The organism is Mesorhizobium sp. P171375 (genome assembly GCF_057786075.1).
The window spans coordinates 5,692,253-5,713,774 of the sequence record NZ_JBYNWF010000001.1 but is presented as its reverse complement, the minus strand read 5'-3'; the positions used below and the strand labels follow the sequence as shown (position 1 = coordinate 5,713,774).

The 21,522-nt window shown below is 64.5% G+C and carries 23 protein-coding genes; 14 read left to right on the top strand and 9 right to left on the bottom strand.

The annotated features are described in order from the left end of the window. Position 1: 1 nt before the first annotated feature. The 6 genes from ACYHH6_RS27890 to pcaQ form a co-directional block, all read right to left on the bottom strand. Complete coding sequence (locus ACYHH6_RS27890) at positions 2-1,066, bottom strand: branched-chain amino acid ABC transporter permease (protein WP_352583654.1); 1,065 nt, start codon at positions 1,064-1,066, stop codon at positions 2-4. Further along, the gene (locus ACYHH6_RS27885; protein WP_352583656.1) at positions 1,063-1,959 is read right to left on the bottom strand and encodes a branched-chain amino acid ABC transporter permease; all 897 of its coding nucleotides are present in this window, start codon (positions 1,957-1,959) and stop codon (positions 1,063-1,065) included. Before ACYHH6_RS27885 ends, ACYHH6_RS27890 begins: the two co-directional genes overlap by 4 nt. Beyond that, positions 1,956-2,684: an ABC transporter ATP-binding protein gene (locus ACYHH6_RS27880; protein WP_352583658.1), complete on the bottom strand. Its 729-nt coding sequence runs from the start codon at positions 2,682-2,684 to the stop codon at positions 1,956-1,958. The genes ACYHH6_RS27885 and ACYHH6_RS27880 overlap by 4 nt, the downstream gene beginning before the upstream one ends. Beyond that, positions 2,681-3,355, bottom strand: coding sequence for an ABC transporter ATP-binding protein (locus ACYHH6_RS27875; protein WP_352584320.1), 675 nt, complete (start codon positions 3,353-3,355; stop codon positions 2,681-2,683). Before ACYHH6_RS27875 ends, ACYHH6_RS27880 begins: the two co-directional genes overlap by 4 nt. Before the next feature lie 86 nt (positions 3,356-3,441). After that, positions 3,442-4,740 carry an ABC transporter substrate-binding protein gene (locus ACYHH6_RS27870; RefSeq protein ID WP_352583660.1) on the bottom strand — a complete coding sequence of 433 codons (1,299 nt, stop codon included), beginning with the start codon at positions 4,738-4,740 and terminating at the stop codon, positions 3,442-3,444. Positions 4,741-5,039: 299 nt separating this feature from the next. Then, the gene (gene pcaQ / locus ACYHH6_RS27865) at positions 5,040-5,957 is read right to left on the bottom strand and encodes a pca operon transcription factor PcaQ (RefSeq protein WP_488500493.1); all 918 of its coding nucleotides are present in this window, start codon (positions 5,955-5,957) and stop codon (positions 5,040-5,042) included. A 93-nt stretch (positions 5,958-6,050) separates the two neighbouring features. On the opposite strand from pcaQ, the gene pcaD reads away from it, so the two are divergent. From pcaD to pobA, 6 genes are read left to right on the top strand one after another with little or no spacing between them, the layout of a single operon-like run. Then, positions 6,051-6,860 carry a 3-oxoadipate enol-lactonase gene (pcaD, locus tag ACYHH6_RS27860; protein ID WP_352583662.1) on the top strand — a complete coding sequence of 270 codons (810 nt, stop codon included), beginning with the start codon at positions 6,051-6,053 and terminating at the stop codon, positions 6,858-6,860. Then, entirely contained in the window at positions 6,853-7,266 is a 414-nt protein-coding gene (gene pcaC, locus ACYHH6_RS27855) for a 4-carboxymuconolactone decarboxylase (protein WP_192259462.1), read from the top strand. Before pcaD ends, pcaC begins: the two co-directional genes overlap by 8 nt. Beyond that, on the top strand, positions 7,256-8,011 hold the full coding sequence (pcaH, locus tag ACYHH6_RS27850; RefSeq protein WP_352584322.1) for a protocatechuate 3,4-dioxygenase subunit beta: 756 nt from the start codon (positions 7,256-7,258) through the stop codon (positions 8,009-8,011). The genes pcaC and pcaH overlap by 11 nt, the downstream gene beginning before the upstream one ends. Continuing rightward, positions 8,011-8,625: a protocatechuate 3,4-dioxygenase subunit alpha gene (pcaG, locus tag ACYHH6_RS27845; RefSeq protein ID WP_352583664.1), complete on the top strand. Its 615-nt coding sequence runs from the start codon at positions 8,011-8,013 to the stop codon at positions 8,623-8,625. The genes pcaH and pcaG overlap by 1 nt, the downstream gene beginning before the upstream one ends. Positions 8,626-8,637: 12 nt before the next feature. Beyond that, positions 8,638-9,690, top strand: coding sequence for a 3-carboxy-cis,cis-muconate cycloisomerase (locus ACYHH6_RS27840; protein WP_352583666.1), 1,053 nt, complete (start codon positions 8,638-8,640; stop codon positions 9,688-9,690). Continuing rightward, positions 9,690-10,862, top strand: coding sequence for a 4-hydroxybenzoate 3-monooxygenase (gene pobA, locus ACYHH6_RS27835; protein ID WP_352583668.1), 1,173 nt, complete (start codon positions 9,690-9,692; stop codon positions 10,860-10,862). Before ACYHH6_RS27840 ends, pobA begins: the two co-directional genes overlap by 1 nt. A gap of 13 nt (positions 10,863-10,875) precedes the next feature. Here pobA and pcaF read toward each other — a convergent pair whose 3' ends face one another. Genes pcaF through ACYHH6_RS27820 form a run of 3 tightly spaced genes read right to left on the bottom strand, consistent with a single transcriptional unit; the run spans position 10,876 to position 13,725 of the window. Beyond that, a complete protein-coding gene (pcaF, locus tag ACYHH6_RS27830) occupies positions 10,876-12,081 on the bottom strand; it encodes a 3-oxoadipyl-CoA thiolase (protein ID WP_352583670.1) in 1,206 nt (401 codons plus the stop codon). A 1-nt stretch (position 12,082) separates the two neighbouring features. Next, entirely contained in the window at positions 12,083-12,871 is a 789-nt protein-coding gene (locus tag ACYHH6_RS27825; protein WP_352583672.1) for a CoA-transferase subunit beta, read from the bottom strand. Next, positions 12,868-13,725 carry a CoA transferase subunit A gene (locus ACYHH6_RS27820; protein WP_352583674.1) on the bottom strand — a complete coding sequence of 286 codons (858 nt, stop codon included), beginning with the start codon at positions 13,723-13,725 and terminating at the stop codon, positions 12,868-12,870. Before ACYHH6_RS27820 ends, ACYHH6_RS27825 begins: the two co-directional genes overlap by 4 nt. A gap of 109 nt (positions 13,726-13,834) precedes the next feature. On the opposite strand from ACYHH6_RS27820, the gene ACYHH6_RS27815 reads away from it, so the two are divergent. The 8 genes from ACYHH6_RS27815 to ACYHH6_RS27780 all read left to right on the top strand — a co-directional run bounded on the left by ACYHH6_RS27815 (position 13,835) and on the right by ACYHH6_RS27780 (position 21,510). Next, positions 13,835-14,605: an IclR family transcriptional regulator domain-containing protein gene (locus ACYHH6_RS27815; RefSeq protein WP_352583676.1), complete on the top strand. Its 771-nt coding sequence runs from the start codon at positions 13,835-13,837 to the stop codon at positions 14,603-14,605. 283 nt (positions 14,606-14,888) lie between these two features. Continuing rightward, positions 14,889-15,614, top strand: a complete 726-nt coding sequence (locus ACYHH6_RS27810; RefSeq protein ID WP_023815836.1) for a GntR family transcriptional regulator — start codon at positions 14,889-14,891, stop codon at positions 15,612-15,614. A gap of 3 nt (positions 15,615-15,617) precedes the next feature. Beyond that, on the top strand, positions 15,618-16,673 hold the full coding sequence (locus ACYHH6_RS27805; RefSeq protein ID WP_352583678.1) for an ADP-ribosylglycohydrolase family protein: 1,056 nt from the start codon (positions 15,618-15,620) through the stop codon (positions 16,671-16,673). Continuing rightward, complete coding sequence (locus ACYHH6_RS27800; protein ID WP_352583680.1) at positions 16,670-17,632, top strand: PfkB family carbohydrate kinase; 963 nt, start codon at positions 16,670-16,672, stop codon at positions 17,630-17,632. The genes ACYHH6_RS27805 and ACYHH6_RS27800 overlap by 4 nt, the downstream gene beginning before the upstream one ends. A 40-nt stretch (positions 17,633-17,672) precedes the next feature. Continuing rightward, on the top strand, positions 17,673-18,728 hold the full coding sequence (locus ACYHH6_RS27795) for an ABC transporter substrate-binding protein (protein WP_352559840.1): 1,056 nt from the start codon (positions 17,673-17,675) through the stop codon (positions 18,726-18,728). A gap of 66 nt (positions 18,729-18,794) precedes the next feature. Further along, positions 18,795-19,658 (top strand): ABC transporter permease, encoded by an 864-nt coding sequence (locus ACYHH6_RS27790; RefSeq protein ID WP_112560252.1) that lies wholly within the window; start codon positions 18,795-18,797, stop codon positions 19,656-19,658. Further along, complete coding sequence (locus ACYHH6_RS27785) at positions 19,658-20,446, top strand: ABC transporter permease (protein ID WP_112560253.1); 789 nt, start codon at positions 19,658-19,660, stop codon at positions 20,444-20,446. Before ACYHH6_RS27790 ends, ACYHH6_RS27785 begins: the two co-directional genes overlap by 1 nt. Then, on the top strand, positions 20,446-21,510 hold the full coding sequence (locus ACYHH6_RS27780) for an ABC transporter ATP-binding protein (protein ID WP_352583682.1): 1,065 nt from the start codon (positions 20,446-20,448) through the stop codon (positions 21,508-21,510). Before ACYHH6_RS27785 ends, ACYHH6_RS27780 begins: the two co-directional genes overlap by 1 nt. Positions 21,511-21,522 lie beyond the last annotated feature (12 nt).

The following is a 21,522-nucleotide window of genomic DNA, read 5'->3' as shown; positions in this document are numbered from 1 at the left end:
GTCACGCCTTCTCCCGCTGTACCGTGGTTTCGTGCGGCGCTGCCGCCGTGTCCGCATCGCCGGTGTTTGCCGGCAGCCTGACGCGATAGCCGACCGGCAGCAGGCGCAGGCCAAAGCGCTCCTCCAGCGTCCCCCACAGGCCGCGCGGCAGGAACAGCGAAAACAGCACGGCGGTGGCGCCGAGGCCGATCAGGTACCAGACGCCGGTGCCGCCGAACCAGGTCTCGATGAGGAAGAACAGCAGTGCGCCGAGGATCGCGCCTTCGAAGGTGCCGATGCCGCCGACCAGCACCATAAAGATCATGTAGGCGGTCCACTGGACGTTGAAATAGGTTTTCGGCTGGAAGGTGATCGAAGTCGCCAGCCACAGCGCGCCGGCCATGCCGATGCCGAAGGCGGCGAGCACGAACAGAAGCCGCTTGGTGCCGGTGACACGCACGCCGACCGAGGCAGCGGCATCCTCATTGTCGCGGATGGCGCGGATGGCCGCACCCGTGTTGCCGCGCAGCAGGCCGAACAGGATGGCAAGCAGCGCGGTCATCGCGGCCAGTGCCAGCCAGTAGATCGTCGCCCGCCTGGCGCCGGCGTCATAGACGTTGAGCGAAATCAGCGACGTCCCGGTCTCGCCTTGCACCAGCCGGTCGAGATTGACCAGGAGATGGGTAAGCGCCGCGATGACCCACATGCCGATGGCGAACTCGCCGTTCCTCAGCCGCAGCATGAACAGCGACATCGGCCAGGAGATCGCGCCGACAATGATCGCCGAGACGAACAGCGAGGCGAACGGGTTGAGGCCGGCATCGGCCAGGCGAATGGCGAAGTAGGCGCCGAGGCCGAAGAACACTTGTTGTCCCACAGAGACCAGGCCGCCGAAGCCGGCCAGCGCATTCCACATCGCCGCCAGGATCACATAGATGAACAAGGCCGTCATGCGGTCGACCGCGCCGGCTGACAGGAAGTGCGGCGCAACGGCGAGCAGCGCGATGATCACGACGACCGCGATCGCCGAGATACGCGAAGCAGGTGTGCCGCGCTCGATCACGGGGGAGGTCGAAACTGCGCTCATGTCGTCTTCCTCGCGGGCAGGCGCACCAGGCCACGCAAGCCGAGGCCGGACGTGGAGAGCCGGATGAACAACACGATCAGGAAGGCGACATGGCCGCCGATGAGGAAGCCTTGCGGATGCACCTGCGCGCCGAGCGTCTGGGCAAGCGCCAGCACGATGCCGCCGAGAAGTGTGCCCCACAGCGAGCCGGCGCCGCCGATCACCGCCGCCTCGAAAGCGAACAGCAATTGCGGTGCGCCGGTATAGGGATCGAAGGTGGCGCGCATGCCGAGAAAGGCGCCGGCAAGACCGACGGTGACCATGGCGATGGCCGCTGCAAGCGCGCTGGCGCGGCGCGCATCGACGCCGACGAGGCCAGCGGTATCAGGATCTTCCGAGGTGGCGCGGATCGAACGGCCGAGCCTGGTGCGGGTCAGGAACAGCTGCAGCCCGCCGAGCATGACGACAGCTGCGGCGAACATGATCACGGCAAGTTTGCCGACATAGATGCTGCCCGGCCATTCCCAGGAATCGTAGGACAGGCTGCCGATATAGGGCGCCAGCGAACGTGTGTCGGCGCCGAATTGCTCGAACAGCGCATTGTCGATGACGATGGCGAGGCCGAAGGTGGTGAGGATCGGCAGCAGCGCGCCGCCGCGGGCGCTGCGCTCGAGCAGGAAGCGCTGCAGCGCCCAGCCGATCGCCGCCGTCAGCGGCAGGACGATGAGCAGGCCGACGAAAGGCGAGATGTGGAATTGCGAGGCGAGCCACCACAGCGCATAGGCCGAAAACACGGCAAGACTGCCATGCGCGAGGTTGATGATGCGCATCACCGAAAACATGAAGGAGAGGCCGCAGGCGATCAGCGCGTAGTAGCCGCCGAGCAGGATGCCCTGGACGATCTGGTTGCTCATGCCGGCACACTCCCGGCGCTCTTCCTGTGCAGGCCGAAATAGGCCTTCGTCACCTCGTCGCGCGAGACCCCCTTGCTCGAACCCTCGAGCGCCACGCGTCCTTCGAGCATGCAGATGACTTTGTCCGAGATCGAGAGCGCGCGGTTGAGATCCTGTTCGACCAGGATGATCGTCGTGCCGGAGCCGATCAGTCCTTGCAGCGAAGCGTAGACGCGGTCGACCACCAGCGGCGACAGGCCGAGCGAGACCTCGTCGAGCAGCAGCAGTTCCGGATTGCTCATCAGGGCGCGGCCGATGGCCGTGGCCTGCTGCTCGCCACCGGAAAGATGCCCGGTCTTGGCATGGCGGCGTGGCTTGAGGTTGGGAAAGGTGTCGAGCACTCGTTCCACGCTCCAGTCGCCGGGACGGCCGGCGGTCTTGCCAAGCAGGAGGTTCTCTTCGACGGTCATCTGCACGAACAGCTTTCGTCCCTCGGGCACCAGTGCGACACCCATGCCGACGCGCTTGTGCGACGGCACGCCGGTGATATCGGCGCCATCCAGAAGCACGCGGCCGGCCGTCGGCTGATGCGCGCCGGCGATTGCTCTCAGCAGCGTCGTCTTGCCGGCGCCATTTGCGCCGACCAGCGCCAGCGTTTCGCCGCGCTCGATCGCAAAGCTCACGCCGCGCACCGCCTGTAAGAGGCCGTGCCGGACAACGAGGTTTTCTACGGCGAGCAGGCTCATTTCGGGCCTCCACCGAGATAGGCGCGCACGACTTCCGGGTCGGCCATCACCGCCTGCGGCTCGCCGTCGGCGATGATCTTGCCGGCATCCATGCAGATCAGCCGCTCGGCAACCTGCAGCAGAATGTGGACGATGTGCTCGATCCAGACGATGCCGATCTTGCGCCGGCGCAATTCCTTGATCGTATCGACAAGTTCGCTCGCCTCGCCATCGGTCAGTCCGCCGCCGATCTCGTCGAGCAGAAGAAGCGTCGGTCTCGCCGCAAGCGCGCGGGCGAGTTCCAGCCGCTTGCGGTCGAGCAGGCCGAGCGTCTCGGCGCGCCGGTTGGCGACGCCCAGCATGCCGCACAGTTTCAGTGACGCCAGCGCCTCCTCATAGGCTTCGTCGCGGCCGAGACCCGCGCCATGCGACGCGGCGACGAAGACGTTCTCGAACGTGGTCATGCCACTGAACGGCTTCGGCACCTGGTGCGTGCGCACCAGGCCGAGACGACAGCGGGCCGTGGCCGGCAGCGCCGTCACGTCGCCGCCCCTAAAGGCGACGGTGCCGGCACTCGGCGGAAAGGCGCCTGAAAGCACGCTGAGCAGCGTCGTCTTGCCGGCGCCGTTCGGGCCGACGATGCCGATAGCCTCGTCGGCATGCATGGCAAAGTCGATATCGTCCAGCACCACCAGCGCGCCGAAGCGTTTGTGGATGCCGGCGGCGCTGAGGATCGCGTTTGCTGAACCGTTCACGATGCGATCCCCGTAACCGTCGCTCAGCCGTTATACGGCTGGAGCTTGGCCTCGACCGGAACCTTCGGGTCGGTGGCGTTCTCGGTCACGACATAGTCGAGCGGGAATTTGCTGCCTTCCTTGGCGGCCACCCATTGTGTGCCGATGATCGGACCGGGCGAGACATTGGCGACCGGGCCGCTGGTGAAGTCGACCTTGCCGATCATGGTCTCGGTGTTGAGCGTGCTCAGCGCCTTGGCGACCGCTGCCTTGTCCTTGGCGTCGGTGCTCACCTTCAGCGCCTCGAAGCCGGCGTCGAGCAGCGACATCGAGGCGCCGAGCTGCTGCGTCCACTGCTTGCCGCTCGCGGCCTCATAGCCGTCGGCGAGTTCAGTGCCCGAAACCCCGGTCAGCGGCGACTTGTAGGGGAAGGCCTTGTGCCAGTAAGCGGCGCTCGAAATCTTGTTGCCGAGATCGCCAAGCGCCTCGATGTCGGACGGGAACAGCCCGGTCTTGGCGACCTGGCAGATCTTGATCTGCTTGATCAGGCCCTGCTGCGCTGCCTGGCGCCAGAAGGCGGCGAAGTCCGGCGGAATCGGGAAGGAGTTGAAGATCTCGACGCCTTCCTGCTTGAACAGCGCGATCTGCGAGGAATAGTCGGTGGTGCCGGTCTCGTAGGCGCCGGGATCGACGATGGTGAAACCCTGCTTGGCCAGCCGCGGCGCCAGATGGGCGCGGATGGCGTTGCCGTCGGCGTCGTTGGGATACATGACGCCGACCTTCTTGTTGGTCTCGATCAGGTTCCATTGCGAAACATAGGTCCGGAAGAACTCGTCGACGCCGAAGCCGAAATGATAGGTCCACTTGAACGGCGAGGGGGCGTCGGGCTTGGCGCCACGGCCGAAATACCAGGCTTCCCACGGCATGACGGTGGAGAGGCAAGGCACGCCGGCGGCTTCGCAGGCGTCGGCGACCGGATTGATGACCTCGGGCGTCGACACCGCCAGCATCAGGTCGATGGCCTGGTTGTTGATCAGGTCCTTGGCGAGCTGGCCCGCGCGGGAGGGATCCGATTGCGTATCCTGATCGAGGATTTCCACACTGTACTTCTTGCCGCCGACATCGAGGCCGCCGGCGAGCGCCTTGCGGGCGAGGTCGAGCACATAGCCGTCGGTCTGGCCGAAGCCCGCGAGCGGGCCGGTGCGTGGACTGACAAAGCCGACCTTCAGCGTGTCGGCAGCTTGCGCGAAAGCCTTGCCGCGGCTGAGCGCAAGGGCTGCGCCGCCGGCGAGAGATGTGGTGATGAACTGGCGCCGCGAGACGCCGGATTTGCTTGAGGTCATGCTGATATTCCTCCCTTTCCTGACGGTGCCTGGAGGCGACCGCCGGCCTGCTCAAAATCGGTGCCGCCCGTTGTTCAGATCGGATATGCCCCGACTGTCTCCAAGGCGGCAGCGGAACGCCGCCAATGCCGGCAAACGGCACGATTTCGATCCTCCCATTGCCACACTGCCTTAGGTGTTTGGTTTGGTAAAATGATATTTTGCGGTTTTTTATTAACCCATGGGTTAGGAGACTTGCGCATTCCCACAGGCTGCCGGCGACTGACCTGATTGCCTTGCCCCTCGTAACGACAACTGCCTCAGCCGCCTCGGCTGGCCGCCTCGCGGATGGTTTTCAGCAGGATGGCGAAGGCCGGCGAGGGGGCCGTGTCGGTGCGCATCGTCAGCCCGACAGGTCCCTTGGTCTCTTCGGTGTTGACCGGCAGAGCGACGAAGGCGCCGCTGGAGATTTCATTGGCGACGACGCCGGTCGAGATGATCCAGACGGCATCGCTTTGCCGCAGGAAGGCGCGGCCGAAGGAATCCGAGACGGTCTCGATTTCGGTCGCCGGCGCGGTCATGCCATTGGTGATGAACAGGCGGTCGACGAACGGGCGGATGACCGATTCCCGGGTCGGCATCAGCACCGGGAACTCATCGAGGCGGGCGAAGATGTCCTGGCCCGGCTGCGCCAAGGGGTGGCCGGCCCGCACCACGAACAGAACCTGTTCGGAATAGAGATGCTCGAAGAAGAAGCCGGTCATGTTTTCCGGTGCCGCCAGCCGGCCGACAACAAGATCGAGCGCGCCGACACGCAACTGTTCGAGCAGCACGGCATTCTCACCGGTGACGATCTTGATCGCCGCTCCCGTATTTTCACTCAGGAACAGACTCATGGCGAGCGGCATGACCCTGGCCGACACTGTGGGCAGCGCGCCGATGCGGATCGGATGGCGGTTGATGGCGCCGTCCTGGCGGACGGAATTGACGCCACGCTTCAAGGCGGTGATCGCCGTGCCGGCATGACCGAGGAAGATTTCGCCGAGCCGTGTCACCCTTATGCCGCGGCCGTCGCGTTCGACGACTGCGATGCCAAGCGCCTCTTCCAGTTCGCGCAATGTCTTGGTCACCGCCGGCGGACTGACATGAAGAAAATCGGCCGCCCTCGCCACGCTGCCTTGCCGCGCTACCTCAAGGAATGCCTGCAGGTGACGGAACCTTATGCGGCTTTCGGACATGGTTCTCGTAACCTCCCAGTTAATGAAACGGCGCAAAATATCATTTTACCAAACCAAATGCCTTGTGCAATGTGAACACGGAGGATCGAAATCGTGCCATTCGTCAACATTGGCGGCATCACGCTCCACCATCGCAACTTCAAGGCGAATGGGGACGCGCGGCCAGTCGTGTTTATCAATTCGCTCGGTACCGACTTCCGCATCTGGGACGAAGTGGTGTCTGACTTGAACGCTGACATGCCCTTGCTGGTTTACGACAAGCGCGGCCACGGGCTCTCCGATATTGGCGGCATCACCTCGATTGACGATCATGTCGATGATCTCTCCGGCCTCATCGATCATTTCGGGCTGACCAATGTCGTGCTTTGCGGCCTTTCGGTCGGCGGTCTGGTCGCGCAAGGGTTCTATGCAAGGCGCCCCGACATCGTCGACGGTCTCATCCTATGTGACACGGCGCACAAGATCGGCACCGCCGACAGCTGGAACACCCGCATAGCAACCGTCGAAAGCAAAGGCATCCAGGCCATCGCCGACGCAGTGCTTAAACTGTGGTTCACTCCGGCCTTCCACACGGACCGGATCGCCGAGCTTGACGGCTACTGGAACATGATGACCCGGCAAGCCGTCGCCGGTTATATCGGCACCTGCGCCGCAGTGCGCGACGCCGATTTCACCGAGGTCGCTCAGGCTATCGCGGTGCCTACGCTTTGCGTCGTCGGTGACCAGGACGGCTCGACGCCGCCGGACCTGGTTCGCTGGCTGGCCGAACTCATTCCCGGCGCGCGCTTCGAGATCATCCGGGATGCCGGCCACATTCCTTGCGTCGAGCAGCCCGGTGCGCTGACCGCCCTGATCCGAGAATTTCTCGCGTCGCTTCCTCAGAGAAAGCAGATCCATGGATGAAGTGTCCAAGACCACGACCAGATACCGGACCGGTCTGACGGTGCGGCGCTCGGTGCTCGGCGACCCGCATGTCGACCGCAGCGAGGATGCCGTCACCGATTTCGACCGGCCGTTCCAGGAGCTGATCACCGAGGCAGCCTGGGGGACGGTGTGGGCGCGGCCGGGTTTCAGCAAGCGCGAGCGCTCGATCGTGACGCTGGCCCTGCTCGCCGCACTCGGCCATGATGAAGAGGTCGCCATGCATGTGCGCGCCACCGCCAACACCGGCGCCTCGCGTGACGACATCTGCGAAGCGTTCCTGCATGTCGCGATCTACGCCGGCGTGCCGGCGGCCAACCGCGCCTTCAGGATCGCCAAGGAGGTGTTTTCGGAAATGGACGGAAGCAGGAATGGCCATGCCAGTTGATGCCGGCTCGAACCGCAGGCCCGAGACCGGCGCCTTCTTCCAGCGCGACCGCAACTGGCATCCGCCGGCGCTGACGCCGGACTACAAGACATCGGTGCTGCGCTCGCCTCAGAAGGCGCTGCTGGCCTTCGACAACACGGCATCGGAAATCACCGGCCCGGTGTTCGGCCACGCCATTCTGGGCGAACTCGATGCCGACCTCATCCACAATTTCGCCAGGCCCGGCGAGAGCGCCATCGGCGAGCGCATCATCGTCTATGGGCGCGTGCTCGACGAGCGCGGCGTTGGCGTCTCGGGCGCGCTGCTCGAATTCTGGCAGGCCAATGCCGGCGGCCGCTACCGCCACAAGAAGGACGGGTATCTGGCGCCGCTCGATCCGAATTTCGGCGGCTGCGGCCGCACCATCACCGACGCTGATGGCAGCTATGCCTTTCGCACCGTCAAGCCCGGTCCCTATCCCTGGCCGAACGACCCCAATGACTGGCGGCCGTCGCACATCCATTTCTCGGTGTTCGGCCACGGCTTTGCGCAACGTCTGATCACGCAAATGTATTTCGAGGGCGATCCGCTGATCTGGCGTTGTCCGATCGTGGGCGGGATCCGCGACAAGGCGGCTGTGGAGACGTTGATCGCCGCGCTCGACATGCAGGCAACGATCCCGTTCGACGCGCGTGCCTACAAGTTCGACATCGTGCTGCGCGGACGTCGCGCCTCGCTGTTCGAAAACCGGGCGGAGGGCAATTGATGGCGCAGGCTCTCACCCGGCTGAAGGAGAGCCCGTCGCAAACCGCGGGGCCTTATGTCCATATCGGGCTGACGCCGAATTTCGGCGGCATTGGCGGCGTGTATGCCACGGACCTTGGCGCGACCATGCTCAACGACAAGACCAAGGGCGAGCGCATCGGTTTGCGCATCCGCGTGCTCGATGGCACCGGCACGCCGCTCAGGGACGCGCTGATCGAAATCTGGCAGGCGGATGCCAATGGCTTCTACAATTCGCCGGCCGAATTACGCGGCGATGCCGATCCGGATTTTCAGGGCTGGGGCCGTCAGCCGACCGACATGGAAACCGGCCTGTGCAGCTTCGAGACGATCAAGCCGGGCCGCGTGCCGTTTGGCGACGGGCGGCTTATGGCGCCGCATATCAGCCTGTGGATCGTGGCGCGGGGCATCAATATCGGCCTCCACACACGGCTCTATTTCTCCGACGAGGAGAAGGCCAATGCCGAGGACCCGATCCTCGCCCGCATCGAGCACAGGGTGCGCGTGCCGACGCTGATCGCCGAGCGGCAAGGCGATATCTATAGTTTCGACGTCCATCTCCAGGGGGAGAAGGAAACGGTCTTCTTCGACAGCTAGGAGGCCCCTCGCATGACCGTATCGCCCTTCGACCATCCGCTGCTGTCCGGCCTGCTCGGCGACGAGGAGGCGGTGCGGTATTTTTCCGCCGATGCCGAAATCGCCGCCATGCTCGATTTCGAGCGCGCGCTGGCGGAAGCGCAAGCCGAAAGCGGGATCATCGGCAAGGACGCCGCGGCCGCGATCGTGTCTGTCCTGTTGTCCTACAAGCCGGATACGGCGCGGCTACGGGCCGGCGTGGCAAAAGACGGCGTGATCGTGCCGGAACTGGTGCGCCAGTTGAAGGCAGCGGTCGGCGCGCCGCACGAGGCCAGCGTGCATTTCGGCGCAACCAGCCAGGATGTCATCGACACTGGCCTGGCGCTTCGGCTGCGCCGCGTGATCGACCATCTCGATCTCTTGCTGATTGAAAACATCGTGCGGCTGACGGCGTTGGAAGAGCGTTTCGGGGGCAGGACATTGGCCGGGATGACACGGATGCAGGTGGCGATCCCAATAAAAGTGTCGGACCGTGTCGCAGCGTGGCGTGCACCGCTACAGCGGCATCAGCAGAGATTGTCGCAACAGTCGCCACGTTTGCTCGTAGTGCAATTTGGCGGCGCCGCCGGCACGCTGGAAAAGCTCGGCGACAAGGGCCCTGCGGTGCGCGCGGCCCTTGCCGCAAAACTCGGCCTTGGCGACGCGCCGCAATGGCACAGCCAGCGCGATGCGCTGGCCGAATTCGCCAGCTTGCTGTCGCTCATCACCGGCGGCCTCGGCAAGTTCGGCCAGGACATTGCGCTGATGGCGCAGGCCGGCTCTGAGATCACACTGTCCGGCGGCGGCGGCTCGTCGGCCATGCCGCACAAGCAGAACCCGGTGAAGGCCGAAGCGCTGGTGGCGCTGGCGCGCTTCAACGCCACGCAGCTTTCCGGCGTGCACCAGGCGCTGGTGCACGAGCAGGAGCGCTCGGGCGCGGCGTGGACGCTGGAGTGGCTGCTTCTGCCGCAAATGGCGGTTGCGACCGCAGCTGCACTACGGCTCGCCGCGGAGCTCGCCGGAGAGATCGAAAGCCTGGGGCACTGATGCGTACAAAGATCGTCATTGTCGGTTCCGGGCCGTCTGGCCTGCTGCTCGGCCAACTGCTCAGCGGCATCGGCGTCGAGACGGTGATCCTCGAGCGTTCGAGCCGGGAGCACGTGCTTGGCCGTGTGCGGGCAGGGGTGCTCGAACAGGGCACGGTCGAATTGCTGGAGGAGGCGGGCGCGGCTGCAAGGCTGCATGCCGAAGGCCTGCCGCATGCCGGCATCTCGATTGCCTTCGGCGGCAGCCTGCACCGACTCGACCTGTCGGCGCTGACTGGTGGCAAGCACGTCACCGTCTATGGCCAGACAGAAGTGACGCACGACCTGATGGACAAGCGCGAGGCGGCGGGGCTCACCACGGTCTACGAGGCGGCCAATGTCGCGCTGCATGGTTTCGACGGCGAAGCGCCCTTCGTCACCTATGACAAGGATGGCGTCAGCCTCCGCATCGGCTGCGATTTCATCGCCGGCTGTGATGGCTATCACGGCGTCAGCCGCAAATCAGTGCCTGAGCGCGTGTTGAAAACCTTTGAGCGCACCTATCCGTTCGGCTGGCTCGGCGTGCTGGCCGAGGTGCCGCCGGCCGATCACGAACTGGTCTACGCCAATCACGAGCGCGGCTTTGCGCTGTGCTCGATGCGCTCGACCCATCGCAGCCGCTACTATGTGCAGGTTCCGGCGGACGAGCGCGTCGAGGCGTGGAGCGACGACCGCTTCTGGGATGAGTTGCGCCGCCGCCTGCCGGAACGGACGGCTGCCGCCGTCGTTACAGGCCCGTCCTTCGAAAAGTCGATCGCGCCGCTGCGCTCCTTCGTTGCCGAGCCGCTGCGCTTTGGCCGGCTGTTCCTGGTCGGGGACGCCGCCCACATCGTGCCGCCGACCGGCGCCAAGGGGCTCAACCTCGCTGCCAGCGACGTGCGCTATCTCTTTGCCGGACTTCGCGAATTCTACCTGGACAAATCACTGGGTGGGCTCGACGCCTATTCGGCTAAGGCGCTGGCGCGAGTGTGGAAGGCGGTACGCTTTTCCTGGTGGATGACGACGATGCTCCATCGCTTTCCCGATACCGGCGAGTTCGGCCAGCGCATCCAGGAGGCCGAACTCGACTATCTCGTGCATTCGCAGGCGGCGTCGACCGCGCTGGCCGAGAACTATGTCGGTTTACCGTATTGAGGGCGGTGCGATCTCAAACGCGCTCGAGCGCCACTGCGATGCCTTGGCCGACGCCGATGCACATGGTGGCCAGCGCATAACGGCCGCCGCGCTCGCGCAGCTCCAGCGCCGCGGTACCGGTGATGCGCGCGCCCGACATGCCGAGCGGGTGGCCAAGTGCGATGGCGCCGCCATTGGGATTGACGTAGTCCGCGTCCTCGCCGATGCCGAGTTGGCGCAGCACGGCGATACCTTGCGAGGCGAAAGCTTCGTTGAGTTCGATGACATCGAATTGTTGCGGCGTCAGGCCGAGACGGGCACAGAGCTTTTTCGTCGCCGTCGCCGGGCCGATGCCCATGATGCGTGGCGCCACGCCGGCGGCGGCGCCGCCGAGGATCCGGGCGATCGGCGTCAGTCCGTATTTTTTCACAGCCGCTTCCGACGCGATGATCAGCGCCGCGGCGCCATCGTTGACGCCGGACGCATTGCCGGCGGTGACCGTCCCGCCTTGGCGGAACGGCGTCGGCAATTTGGCCAAGGACTCGACCGTGGTTCCGGCGCGAGGATGTTCATCTTTGGAGACGATGACCGCATCGCCCTTTTTCTGCGGGATCGTCACCAGAGTGATCTCCTTCGCCAGCCGGCCATTGGCTTGCGCGGCGACGGCCTTGTCCTGGCTGCGCGCGGCGAACGCATCTTGGTCGGCGCGCGACACCGAAAAATCCTCGGCGACGTTCTCGCCGGTCTCGGGCATGGAATCGACGCCGTACTGTTTCTTCATCAGCGGGTTGATGAAGCGCCAGCCGATGGTGGTGTCGTAAATCTCGGCATTGCGCGAAAAGGCGGTCTCGGCCTTGGGCATGACGAAGGGCGCGCGGCTCATCGATTCGACGCCACCGGCAATCATCAATTCGGCCTCGCCCGATTTGATGGCGCGGGCGGCGATGGTGACGGCATCCATGCCGGAACCGCAGAGGCGATTGACGGTCGAGCCGGAAACCTCCTTCGGCAAGCCGGCCAGCAGCAGCGACATCCTCGCCACATTGCGATTGTCCTCGCCGGCCTGGTTGGCGCAGCCATAGACGACATCGTCAACCGCCTGCCAGTCGATGCCGGCATTGCGCTCGATCAGCGCCTTCAGCGGGATGGCGCCGAGGTCGTCCGCGCGCACTGAGGAAAGCGAGCCGCCGAAGCGGCCAATCGGGGTGCGGATGTAGTCGCAGATGAAGGCCTCGGTCATGTCATGCGGCCTTTTGTTTTCCGCTTCCCTCGTGCGCCGCCTTGGTGCGGGCCTGCAGGTCGCGCAATGTCGTCAGTTCCAGCGCTGTTGGCGCCGGCGTCTCTTCAAGCGCATCGGCAAATCTCACCGTCCAGCCGCAAGTGTCCTGCACCTGTTGGCGCGTCACGCCGGGATGCAGCGACACCACGGTGAATTCCTTGGTCACCGGGTCGGGCTTCCAGATGGCGAGGTCGGTGATCAGCAGCGTCGGCCCTGATGTGTCGATGCCGAGGTGTCGGCGATGGTCGCCGCCGTCGCCATGGCCGAAGGAGGTGAAGAAGTCGATCTTTTCGACCATGCCGCGCTTCGATTGCGCCATGGTGATGTAGATCTCCTTCGATGAGGTGGCGATCTCCGGCGCACCGCCGCCGCCGGGCAGGCGGGTCTTGGGATGCGCATAGTCACCGATGACGGTGGTGTTAATGTTGCCGAACTTGTCGAGCTGCGCCGCGCCGAGGAAGCCGATGGAGATGCGGCCGCCCTGCAGCCAGTAGCGGAACATTTCGGGCACCGAGACGGTGGTGACGGCGGTGTCGCAGAGTTCACCGTCGCCGATCGACAGCGGCAAAACATCGGGCGCGGTGCCGATGGTGCCGCTTTCATAAATTAGCGTGATGTCGGGCGCATGCGTCAGCCGCGCGACGTTGCAGGCGGCCGACGGCGCGCCGATGCCGACGAAGCAGACATCGTCGTTCTTCAAGGCGCGGCTGGCGGCGATGGTCATCATCTCATTGGGGGTGAAGCCGCTCATGCCGCGCTCCTCAGATGTTCGACTCGGGCCGCGAAATCATCGGCCGTGCGTTCGATGACATTGGCCTGCATCCAGGCCTGGAATTTTTCACGGTCGGCGGCGATCTCGTCCCATTCGAGATAGGCGGCGTTGTCACGCGCATAATAGCCGTGCGTGTAGGAGGGATGGGAGCCGCCGGGCACCACCGATATCGCAGCGATGGTCCAGCGCGGCAGCACGGTCAGATTGGGGTGCAGGTCGTCGAAATTGTCGACCACTTCCTCCACCGTCACCACGGCGCGTTTTGCTGCCAGCACCGCTTCCTTCTGGATGCCGACAATGCCTTCGACCAGCACATTGCCTTTTTTGTCGGCCTTCTGGGCGTGGATGAAGGTGACGTCCGGGCGGATCGAGGGAACCGCCGCCAGCACTTCGCCGGTGAACGGACAAGTGACCGACTTGATGTTCGGATTGACGGCGACAAGCCCAGCGCCGCGATAGCCGCGAAACACCGCACAGGGCAGTCCGGCCGCGCCCGCCTCATAGGCGTTGGCCATGCCGGCATGGCTGTGCTCCTCGATCTCGATCGCCCGGGGAAAGCTGTTCTCGATGGCGTCGCGGGCGCGCCGCAGCAGGCCGACGCCGGGATTGCCGACATAGGAGAAGATGATCTTCTTCGCCATGCCCATGCCGATCATCTGGTCGTAGATCAGGTCGGGGGTCATGCGGATCAGCGTGAGATCGCGAAAGCCCTGGCGGATCGCCTCATGCGCCGCCGCCGTCGGGATCAGATGGGTAAAACCCTCGAAAGCGACCGCGTCGCCATCATGCAGATTCTCGGCCACGGCCTCACTGAGCGGCAGGAATTTGACCATCGCAGGAAACTCCAAAAGTTCGTATTGCGAACATTTGTTTTGTATGCAATACATTTACATCAGGTCGCCGCGATGAGTCAATGGCGACGCATTGTTTCGCGGAGGCCGCATGGACGACGAGGGAACGACGCGCGACCATGTCGGTTCGCTGGAACGCGGCCTTGCGGTCATGGAGATCCTTGCCCGGCATCCGGCGGGCTTGACGCTGACCGAGATGGCGGAAGAGGCGGGGCTGACTCGCGCTGGCGCGCGCCGATTTCTGCTGACGCTGACCGCTACCGGTTATGCGAGGCAATCCGGCCGGCTGTTTTCGCTTTCGCCGCGCCTGTTGACCATTGTGCGGACCTGGCTTGGCGGCGCTTCGCTGTGGAGCTTCGCGACGCCGATCCTGCGAGAGGTGGCAGGGCAGTTCAACGAGGCCTGCAATGCGGCGGTGCTGTCGGGCGAGGATGTCGTCTATGTCGCGCGCATCCCCGGCCGGCGCATCCTCAGCGTATCGCTCGATGTCGGCACCAGGCTGCCGGCGCATTGCACCTCGATGGGGCGGGTTCTGCTTGCGGGGCTCGCGCCGGACGAACTGAAGGCCTTCCTTGCCGAAGCAAGGATCGAGCGGCGGACGCCGAAGACGATCACCAGCCGCGCAGCCCTCAGCAAGGCGATCGACGCCGCGAGGGCGGGTGGCTTTGCCATCGTCGATGAGGAACTGGAGCTCGGCCTGCGCTCGATCGCCGTGCCGATCTGTGATCGCGCCGGCAAGACCGTCGCGGCGATCAACGTCTCGACCCAATCGGCGCGGTTTTCCGTCGAGGCGATGGAACGGGATGTCCTGCCGGAGCTGGGCAAGGCGAAACGGCGTATCGAAGAATTCTTCTTCGTTTAAGCAGCAGGCTAATCGCCTAAACGCGTACCGCCCTCATTGCCCTGCCGGGCATTTCTCCCCGTTTACGGGGAAGAAAGAGGCTGGCCCCCGCATTGCCGGCTTTATTTCTGAATGTTGGTGAAGTGGCGAAATCGTCGATGAGAGCGCCACTCGCCCCGTTTACGGGGAGAGTGCCGGCAGGCAGGTGAGGAGCAGCGCATGCACTCCCAACGAATCCCGTTGACCTCACGTCAAAACTCCAATATTGAACAGGACTATACAGGTTCACTGAACAGGTACCCATATGAAGCGGCGCGCAGTTCAACTGTCTCCCGGCACGGGCAAGCCCGAGCAGATCGCCACCGTTCTCGAACATGAAATCCGCTCCGGCGTGCTTGGCTTCGGCGACCGCCTGCAAAGCGAAAACGAGCTCGTCCAGCGCTTCTCCGTCAGCCGCAACACGGTTCGCAAAGGCCTTGAAGAACTGTCCAGCCGCGGGCTGATCACCACCAAGGTCGGCATTGGTTCCTTCGTCACCTTCGACGGCAAGCCAGTCGATGACAGCATCGGCTGGTCCCGGGCGCTGGCCAATGCCGGCGCCAATGCCGAGACGCGGACGCTGCGGCTGGAAGTGATCGAGGATGCCGATCTTGCCGCGCTACTTGGCATCGAAAGCCCGTTCTTCATCGCCGTCGACCGGGTGCGCACCAATGCCAGCGACGGCCATGCAATCTCCATCGAGCGCAGCCGGCTGCCGCTGTCGCCTGAACTCGAGGATGTGCCGCTGCGCGGCTTGCGCGAAGGCTCGTTGCACCAGACGCTGCGGGCCGCCGGGCTCATTCCCGACCATGGCGAGGAATGGGTCGGCATCGAGATGCTCAACGCCGAGGACGCGGCCATTCTCGGCTGCCCGCAAGGCACGCCCTTCCTGCGCGGGCGACGGCTGACGCGCGCCGCAGACGACCGGCCGATCGAGTATGTCACCAGCCTGCTCAACCCGGCGCATTTTGCGCTGCATATGAGGTTTTGAGCGATGCCGGATGCAGCCGACAAGGTCGTTGATCGCGCGCTGGGCGCGCTTGTCGGTGGGGCGCTGGGCGATGCGCTCGGCATGCCGACGCAGCTTTTGTCGCCGGCCCGTATTGCCGAACTCTATGGCCATGTCGAGGATTTCGTCGCGCCTTTCGCCGACCATCCGGTGTCCAAGGGGCTCGTGGCCGGCACCATCACCGACGACACCGAACAGGCGCTGCTGCTCGGCCGCATTCTTGTCGAATCCGGCGACCGTTTCGACCATGCGCGCTGGGTCAATGCGCTGCTCGACTGGGAACGCGAGGTCAAGGCACGCGGCAGCTATGATCTGCTGGGACCGTCGAGCAAGCGCGCCATCGATGCCATCAACAATGGTGTGCCGGCCGAAGAAGCCGGGCGCAGCGGCGACACCAATGGCGCGGCCATGCGCATCGCGCCTGTCGGCATCATGATGCCGCTGGAGCCGCTCGATGCGTTTGTGGCCAAAGTGGCGGAGACCTGCCGTGCCACGCACAACACCTCGATCGCCATTGCCTCGGCCGCCGCGGTCGCGGCCGCTGTCAGTCGCGGCGTCGCCGGCGGCGACTGGCGTGCTGCTTCCGACAGCGCCGTCGCGGCGGCGAGGCGAGGGGCCAAGGTCGGCCACTGGGTGACCGGCGGCGACATCGCCGCACGCATAGTCTTGGCGCAGGAGCTCGTGCGCGGCAAGGCGACGAGGGATGCGATCCGGCTGATCACCGACCTGGTCGGCACCGGCGTCGCCAGCCAGGAATCGGTCCCGGCCGCCTTCGCGGTGCTGGAAGTCTCCAACGGCGATCCCTGGAAGGCCGCTGTCATCAGCGCCAATCTCGGCGGCGACACCGACACGATCGGTGCCATTGCCGCAGGCATGGCTGGGGCCTGCATCGGCTTTTCGCAATTGCCGCAGGACCGGATCGCCGGCCTTAGGGGTATCGACATGGCCGAGGTTCGGACGCTGGCAGCCGATCTGGTTGCAGCAAGGGTGTTCAAGGGCCGCACGGACAAGACCGGCTCCGGCAAGGACGCCGCGGCATGAGCGGGCGCCTCGTCCATGTCGGCAGCGCGGTGGTCGACCATGTCTACCGCATCGATGTGTTGCCGGCGCCTGGTACGGAGAAGACAGCTTCAAGTTATGCGCAGGTCGCCGGCGGCGGCTTCAACATGATGGTTGCGGCCAGCCGCACCGGCATGACGGTTGTGTTCGGCGGCCAACTCGGCAGCGGACCAAATGGCGATTTCCTGCGCGCTGCGCTTGCGGGCGAGGGTATCGAAACGCTGACGCCGCCATCATCTGCGATGGACAGCGGCAATTGCGTCGCCATGATCTCGAGCGATGCCGAACGCACCTTCGTCTCTTGGCCCGGCGCGGAGGGCATTCTCAGCCTCGCCATGATGGCGCCCGTGGTCGCGGCATCCGGCGACTGGGTGTTCACCTCAGGCTACACGCTGAGCTATCCCGGCAGCCGCGACGCGCTGACCGACTGGATCGAGGCGCTGCCAGCAGATATTCCGTTTGTGTTCGATCCGACGCCAATCATTGCGGACATTCCGCGCCCAATCCTGTCGCGGGTGCTTGCCGGCACGACTTGGTTGAGCTGCAACACGACCGAAGCGGCCGAGATCGCCGGCCTTGGCGATGTCGAAACCCTCGCACGCCGACTTCTCGCCGATCATTGCCCGAAGGCCGAAGGCGTTGTCATTCGCGCCGGCCCGAAGGGCTGCTTCGTGCAGTTGGCTGACGGCAGTGCGCAAACCATTCCCGGCTTCAAGGTCGATGCAATCGACACCAATGGCGCCGGCGACACCCATATCGGCGCTTTCGTCAGCGCATTGTCACGCGGGGTGCCGGCTTTCGAGGCGGCGCGCTACGCCAATGCGGCGGCGGCGCTTTCGGTCACTCGCCAAGGCGGGTCATCGGCGCCGACGGACAGAGAGATCCAGACATTCCTGAGCCATGCCGATGATCACGAGCATGGCCGGAAGCAACAGGCCTAAACATGCCCCGCCAACCGGGCAAACAATGAGAGGAACGAACATGCGTATGCCCAGACTGACCGCTTTCCTGACTGCAACCTCCGTCATCGCCTCGGTGCTGGCGGCCAGCGCCGGCGAAGTGCACGTGCTCAACTGGAAGGGCTACGGCGCCGACGAGCCGTGGGCCGTCGAAGCCTTCGAGAAGGCGACCGGCAACAAGGTCATCAACGACTTCTTCAATTCCGAACAGGAAATGCTGACCAAGATCCGGACCAACCCGGGGCTCTACGACGTCGTCATGATCAATGCCGCCTTCAACGACCAGGCGATGGCGGAAAAGCTGATCCAGCCGATCGATGTGTCGAAGCTTTCCAACTATGCCAATATCAGCCCGGACAAAGCGAGCTCGCCGATGCTCGACCATGACGGCAAGGTCTATGGCGTGCCGTGGGTGTGGGGGCTGACGGCGCTTGCCATCAACGAAAAGTCCTTCGACAAGCCGCCGACATCAATCGCCGAAATGTGGAATGCCGCGCATAAGGGCCGCGTAGTCATTCGCGACGACGCCGTCGAGGCGGTCCAGTTCGGGGCCATCGCCACCGGCCAGAATATCAACGACATCAAGGATATGGAGGCGGTCAAGGCGAAGCTGACCTCGCTGATGCCGCAGATCAAGACCTTCTGGAGCTCGGAGAACGACTGGAACCAGATGGTCGCCTCCAACCAGATCGACATCGGCACCTACTGGAGCGGTTCGGCCGACCGCGCCAAGACCCACTTCAAGCTGCCGGTCTCGCTGGTCATCCCGCAGGAGGGCGCCGTCGCCTGGCTCGATGCTTTCTCCATTCCGGCCGGTTCGAAGAATGTCGAGGGCGCCGAAGCCTTCATCAACTACATGATCGACCCGAAATTCTATGTCGAATGGGTCACCAAGGTCGGCGCTCCCGTCTCCGCCAACACCAAGGCGGTGGAAGCGCTGCCGGAGGATGCCTTCAACCGCAAGGTGATGGGCGATCCCGAGGTTGCCAAACGCATCCAGTTCCAGGCGCCGATCACCGACAAACAGCGCGAAGCCTATCTGGCGCTGTGGCAGCAGCTCAAGGTCGACGTGAAGTAAAGCTTACGTCCCGGCCAGCCGGCGGTTCGCGCCGGCTGGTCTTTCAATCCTGGGAGGAGGGTTACCATGGCAGCGCAGGGTACGTCGCGCAGCGGGCTGAGTTCGGCGCTGCCGCTCCTGGCGCCGGCCTATCTCTGGCTGACGGCGGCGATCTTCCTGCCGCTTTCGGCCATGGTGTTCTTCTCCTTCATGACCGACCTGCCGCTGTCGGGAAAGCCATGGGCTTTTACGCTCGGCAACTATGCCGCCTTCTTCTCGCAAAGCCTTTACCTGACGCTGCTGCTCGCCTCGCTCAGGCTCGGCCTCGAAGTGACGCTGTGGTGCGTCATCATCGGCTATCCTGCGGCCTATGTGCTGGCCAAGGTGCTGAAGGGCCGCAGCCGCGAGGCGATCTTCCTGCTCGTGATCCTGCCGTTCTGGTCGAACGGGCTGGTGCGCATTTTCTCATGGGCGATGGTTTTGCGCGAGGGCGGCATTCTCGACACGGCGCTCAATGCGGTGCTGCCGTTCAAGATCAACATCGATCTGATGTATTCCTACCCGGCCGTCATCATCGGTCTGGTGCACTCCTACGTGCCCTACATGGTGCTGACCTGCTATTTAACGCTGCAAGCAATTGACGACTCGCTGATCGAGGCCGGACGCTCGCTCGGCGCCTCGCGGTTGCAGGTGCTGAAGCGGGTGATCATCCCGCTGTCGATGCCCGGACTGGTGGCGGGTGCTGCGCTGATCTTCGTGCCGGTTGTCGGCTCTTTCATGGAGCCGCGCATTCTTGGCGGGCGCACCGGCACGTTCTACGGAACGATCATCGAGGACCAGTTCGTCGCAGTATTCAACTGGCCGCTGGGGGCGGCTTTGTCCTTCATCCTGCTGGCGGTCGTGCTGGTGATCCTGGCGGTTGCCTCGCCGGTGCTCAAGAGGGCCGCGTGATGATGACGACCCGCGTCCTCGAAGGGCTCGGCCGCTTCTATATCGGCCTGCTGCTCACCTTCCTCTATCTGCCGATCATCATCATGGCGCTGATGTCGCTCAACGTCTCGCCGTTCTATCAGCTGCCGTTCGAATGGACGACGGAATGGTACGCTTCGCTTTGGCAGAACGACCAGCTCATCGCTGCCACCTGGAACAGCCTGGAGATCGCAGTGATCACCACCATCATCTGCGTGGTGCTTGGCTCGGCAGCATCGCTGGCGCTCTACCGCTACGACTTCCGCGGCAAGAAATTCCTGCAGGCGCTGCTGTTTCCGCCGATCGCCATTCCGTGGCTGATCACCGGCACGGCGATGCTGATCTTCTTCTTCGGCGTCGGCATCGGGCGCGGCCTGTTCGCCATCCTGCTCGGCCATGTGGCGCTGGCGTTGCCCTATGTCATCGTCGTCGTATCGGCCCGGCTGCAGACTTTTGCGCCGGAACTGGAAGAGGCGGCGCGGTCGCTCGGCGCCAATCAGTGGCAGGTCACAGCCCGCGTGACGCTGCCATGGATCATGCCCGGCGTCATCGCGGGCGGCTTGTTCGCGTTTGCCGTGTCGTTCGACCAGTTCGTCGTCTCCTACTTCCTGGCGACACCCGGCCAGACGACGCTGCCGGTCGAAATCTACGCCGCGATCCGCAAGGGCTTCACGCCCGAGATCAACGCGGTGTCGACGATCATCATCGTGGTGTCGATGGCGCTGATGCTGCTCACGGCACGCTTCTTCAAATTCGGCGGAGAGAAATAATGGCTGGCGTCCAGGTAGCGAACATCTCCCGCAGTTTCGGCGCGCACAAGGCGCTGGACGACGTCTCGATCGATTTCGCCGATGGCGGCTTTTACGCGCTGCTCGGCCCATCGGGCAGCGGCAAGACGACGCTGTTGCGCCAGATCGCCGGCTTCGATTTTCCGGACGCCGGCCGCATCGCCATCGGTGGCGAAAGCGTCGAGCGCGTGCCGGTCGAAAAGCGGCGCATCGGCATGGTGTTCCAGAACTATGCGCTGTTTCCCAACATGAGCGTCGCCGACAATATCGCCTTCGGACTGTCGGTGCGGGGCGAGCCGAAGTCGACAATCGCGACCGAAGTGCAGCGCGCGCTCGATCTCGTCCAACTCGGCAAGCTTGGCGAGCGCCGGCCGCACCAACTCTCCGGCGGCCAGCGCCAGCGCGTCGCACTAGCGCGCGCCATCGTTACCAAACCGCGCGTGCTGTTGCTCGACGAGCCGCTCGGCGCGCTCGACAAGGCGTTGCGCGTCGACATGCAGATCGAGCTGAAGCGCATCCAGCGCGAGATCGGCATCACCACCATCTTCGTCACCCACGACCAGGAAGAGGCGCTGACGATGAGCGATCGCATCGGCATATTGCGCGACGGCAGGCTGGTGCAGGAAGGGCCGCCGGAGGAAATCTACGACCGGCCGAAGAGCGAATTCGCCGCCACCTTCCTCGGCGACGCCAACATTTTTCGCGGCGACACCACCGGCAATGGCATCCGCTTGGCCGACGGCACGGCGATCGCCGCCGGGGCAGGTGCAAAGCTCGCCGCCGGGGCCAAGGCGAGCTGCGCGGTGCGGCCCGAACGCATCCGCATCGCCACCGATGCGGGGGCGCCGGATGCGGTCAACGCCAACATGCTCAAGGGGCAGGTGTCCAAGCGTATCTTTGCCGGCAACAACAGCACCTATTTCGTCGAACGGGCCGGCCAGACGCTGAAGGTCATCGTCCAGAACACCGGCATCGAGCGGCTGGCCGAAGGGCAGGACGTGGTGCTTCGCTGGTCGCCGGAGAGCACGGTGCTGATCGCCGGATAGGATCCGGCCAAG

Coding starts and splice junctions, on each gene's coding strand:
- ACYHH6_RS27890 (WP_352583654.1), bottom strand. CDS start 1,066: ATGAGCGCAGTTTCGACCTCCCCCGTGATCGAGCGCGGCACACCTGCT.
- ACYHH6_RS27885 (WP_352583656.1), bottom strand. CDS start 1,959: ATGAGCAACCAGATCGTCCAGGGCATCCTGCTCGGCGGCTACTACGCG.
- ACYHH6_RS27880 (WP_352583658.1), bottom strand. CDS start 2,684: ATGAGCCTGCTCGCCGTAGAAAACCTCGTTGTCCGGCACGGCCTCTTA.
- ACYHH6_RS27870 (WP_352583660.1), bottom strand. CDS start 4,740: ATGACCTCAAGCAAATCCGGCGTCTCGCGGCGCCAGTTCATCACCACA.
- pcaQ (WP_488500493.1), bottom strand. CDS start 5,957: ATGTCCGAAAGCCGCATAAGGTTCCGTCACCTGCAGGCATTCCTTGAG.
- pcaC (WP_192259462.1), top strand. CDS start 6,853: ATGGATGAAGTGTCCAAGACCACGACCAGATACCGGACCGGTCTGACG.
- pcaH (WP_352584322.1), top strand. CDS start 7,256: ATGCCAGTTGATGCCGGCTCGAACCGCAGGCCCGAGACCGGCGCCTTC.
- pcaG (WP_352583664.1), top strand. CDS start 8,011: ATGGCGCAGGCTCTCACCCGGCTGAAGGAGAGCCCGTCGCAAACCGCG.
- ACYHH6_RS27840 (WP_352583666.1), top strand. CDS start 8,638: ATGACCGTATCGCCCTTCGACCATCCGCTGCTGTCCGGCCTGCTCGGC.
- pobA (WP_352583668.1), top strand. CDS start 9,690: ATGCGTACAAAGATCGTCATTGTCGGTTCCGGGCCGTCTGGCCTGCTG.
- pcaF (WP_352583670.1), bottom strand. CDS start 12,081: ATGACCGAGGCCTTCATCTGCGACTACATCCGCACCCCGATTGGCCGC.
- ACYHH6_RS27825 (WP_352583672.1), bottom strand. CDS start 12,871: ATGAGCGGCTTCACCCCCAATGAGATGATGACCATCGCCGCCAGCCGC.
- ACYHH6_RS27820 (WP_352583674.1), bottom strand. CDS start 13,725: ATGGTCAAATTCCTGCCGCTCAGTGAGGCCGTGGCCGAGAATCTGCAT.
- ACYHH6_RS27815 (WP_352583676.1), top strand. CDS start 13,835: ATGGACGACGAGGGAACGACGCGCGACCATGTCGGTTCGCTGGAACGC.
- ACYHH6_RS27810 (WP_023815836.1), top strand. CDS start 14,889: ATGAAGCGGCGCGCAGTTCAACTGTCTCCCGGCACGGGCAAGCCCGAG.
- ACYHH6_RS27805 (WP_352583678.1), top strand. CDS start 15,618: ATGCCGGATGCAGCCGACAAGGTCGTTGATCGCGCGCTGGGCGCGCTT.
- ACYHH6_RS27800 (WP_352583680.1), top strand. CDS start 16,670: ATGAGCGGGCGCCTCGTCCATGTCGGCAGCGCGGTGGTCGACCATGTC.
- ACYHH6_RS27795 (WP_352559840.1), top strand. CDS start 17,673: ATGCGTATGCCCAGACTGACCGCTTTCCTGACTGCAACCTCCGTCATC.
- ACYHH6_RS27790 (WP_112560252.1), top strand. CDS start 18,795: ATGGCAGCGCAGGGTACGTCGCGCAGCGGGCTGAGTTCGGCGCTGCCG.
- ACYHH6_RS27785 (WP_112560253.1), top strand. CDS start 19,658: ATGATGACGACCCGCGTCCTCGAAGGGCTCGGCCGCTTCTATATCGGC.
- ACYHH6_RS27780 (WP_352583682.1), top strand. CDS start 20,446: ATGGCTGGCGTCCAGGTAGCGAACATCTCCCGCAGTTTCGGCGCGCAC.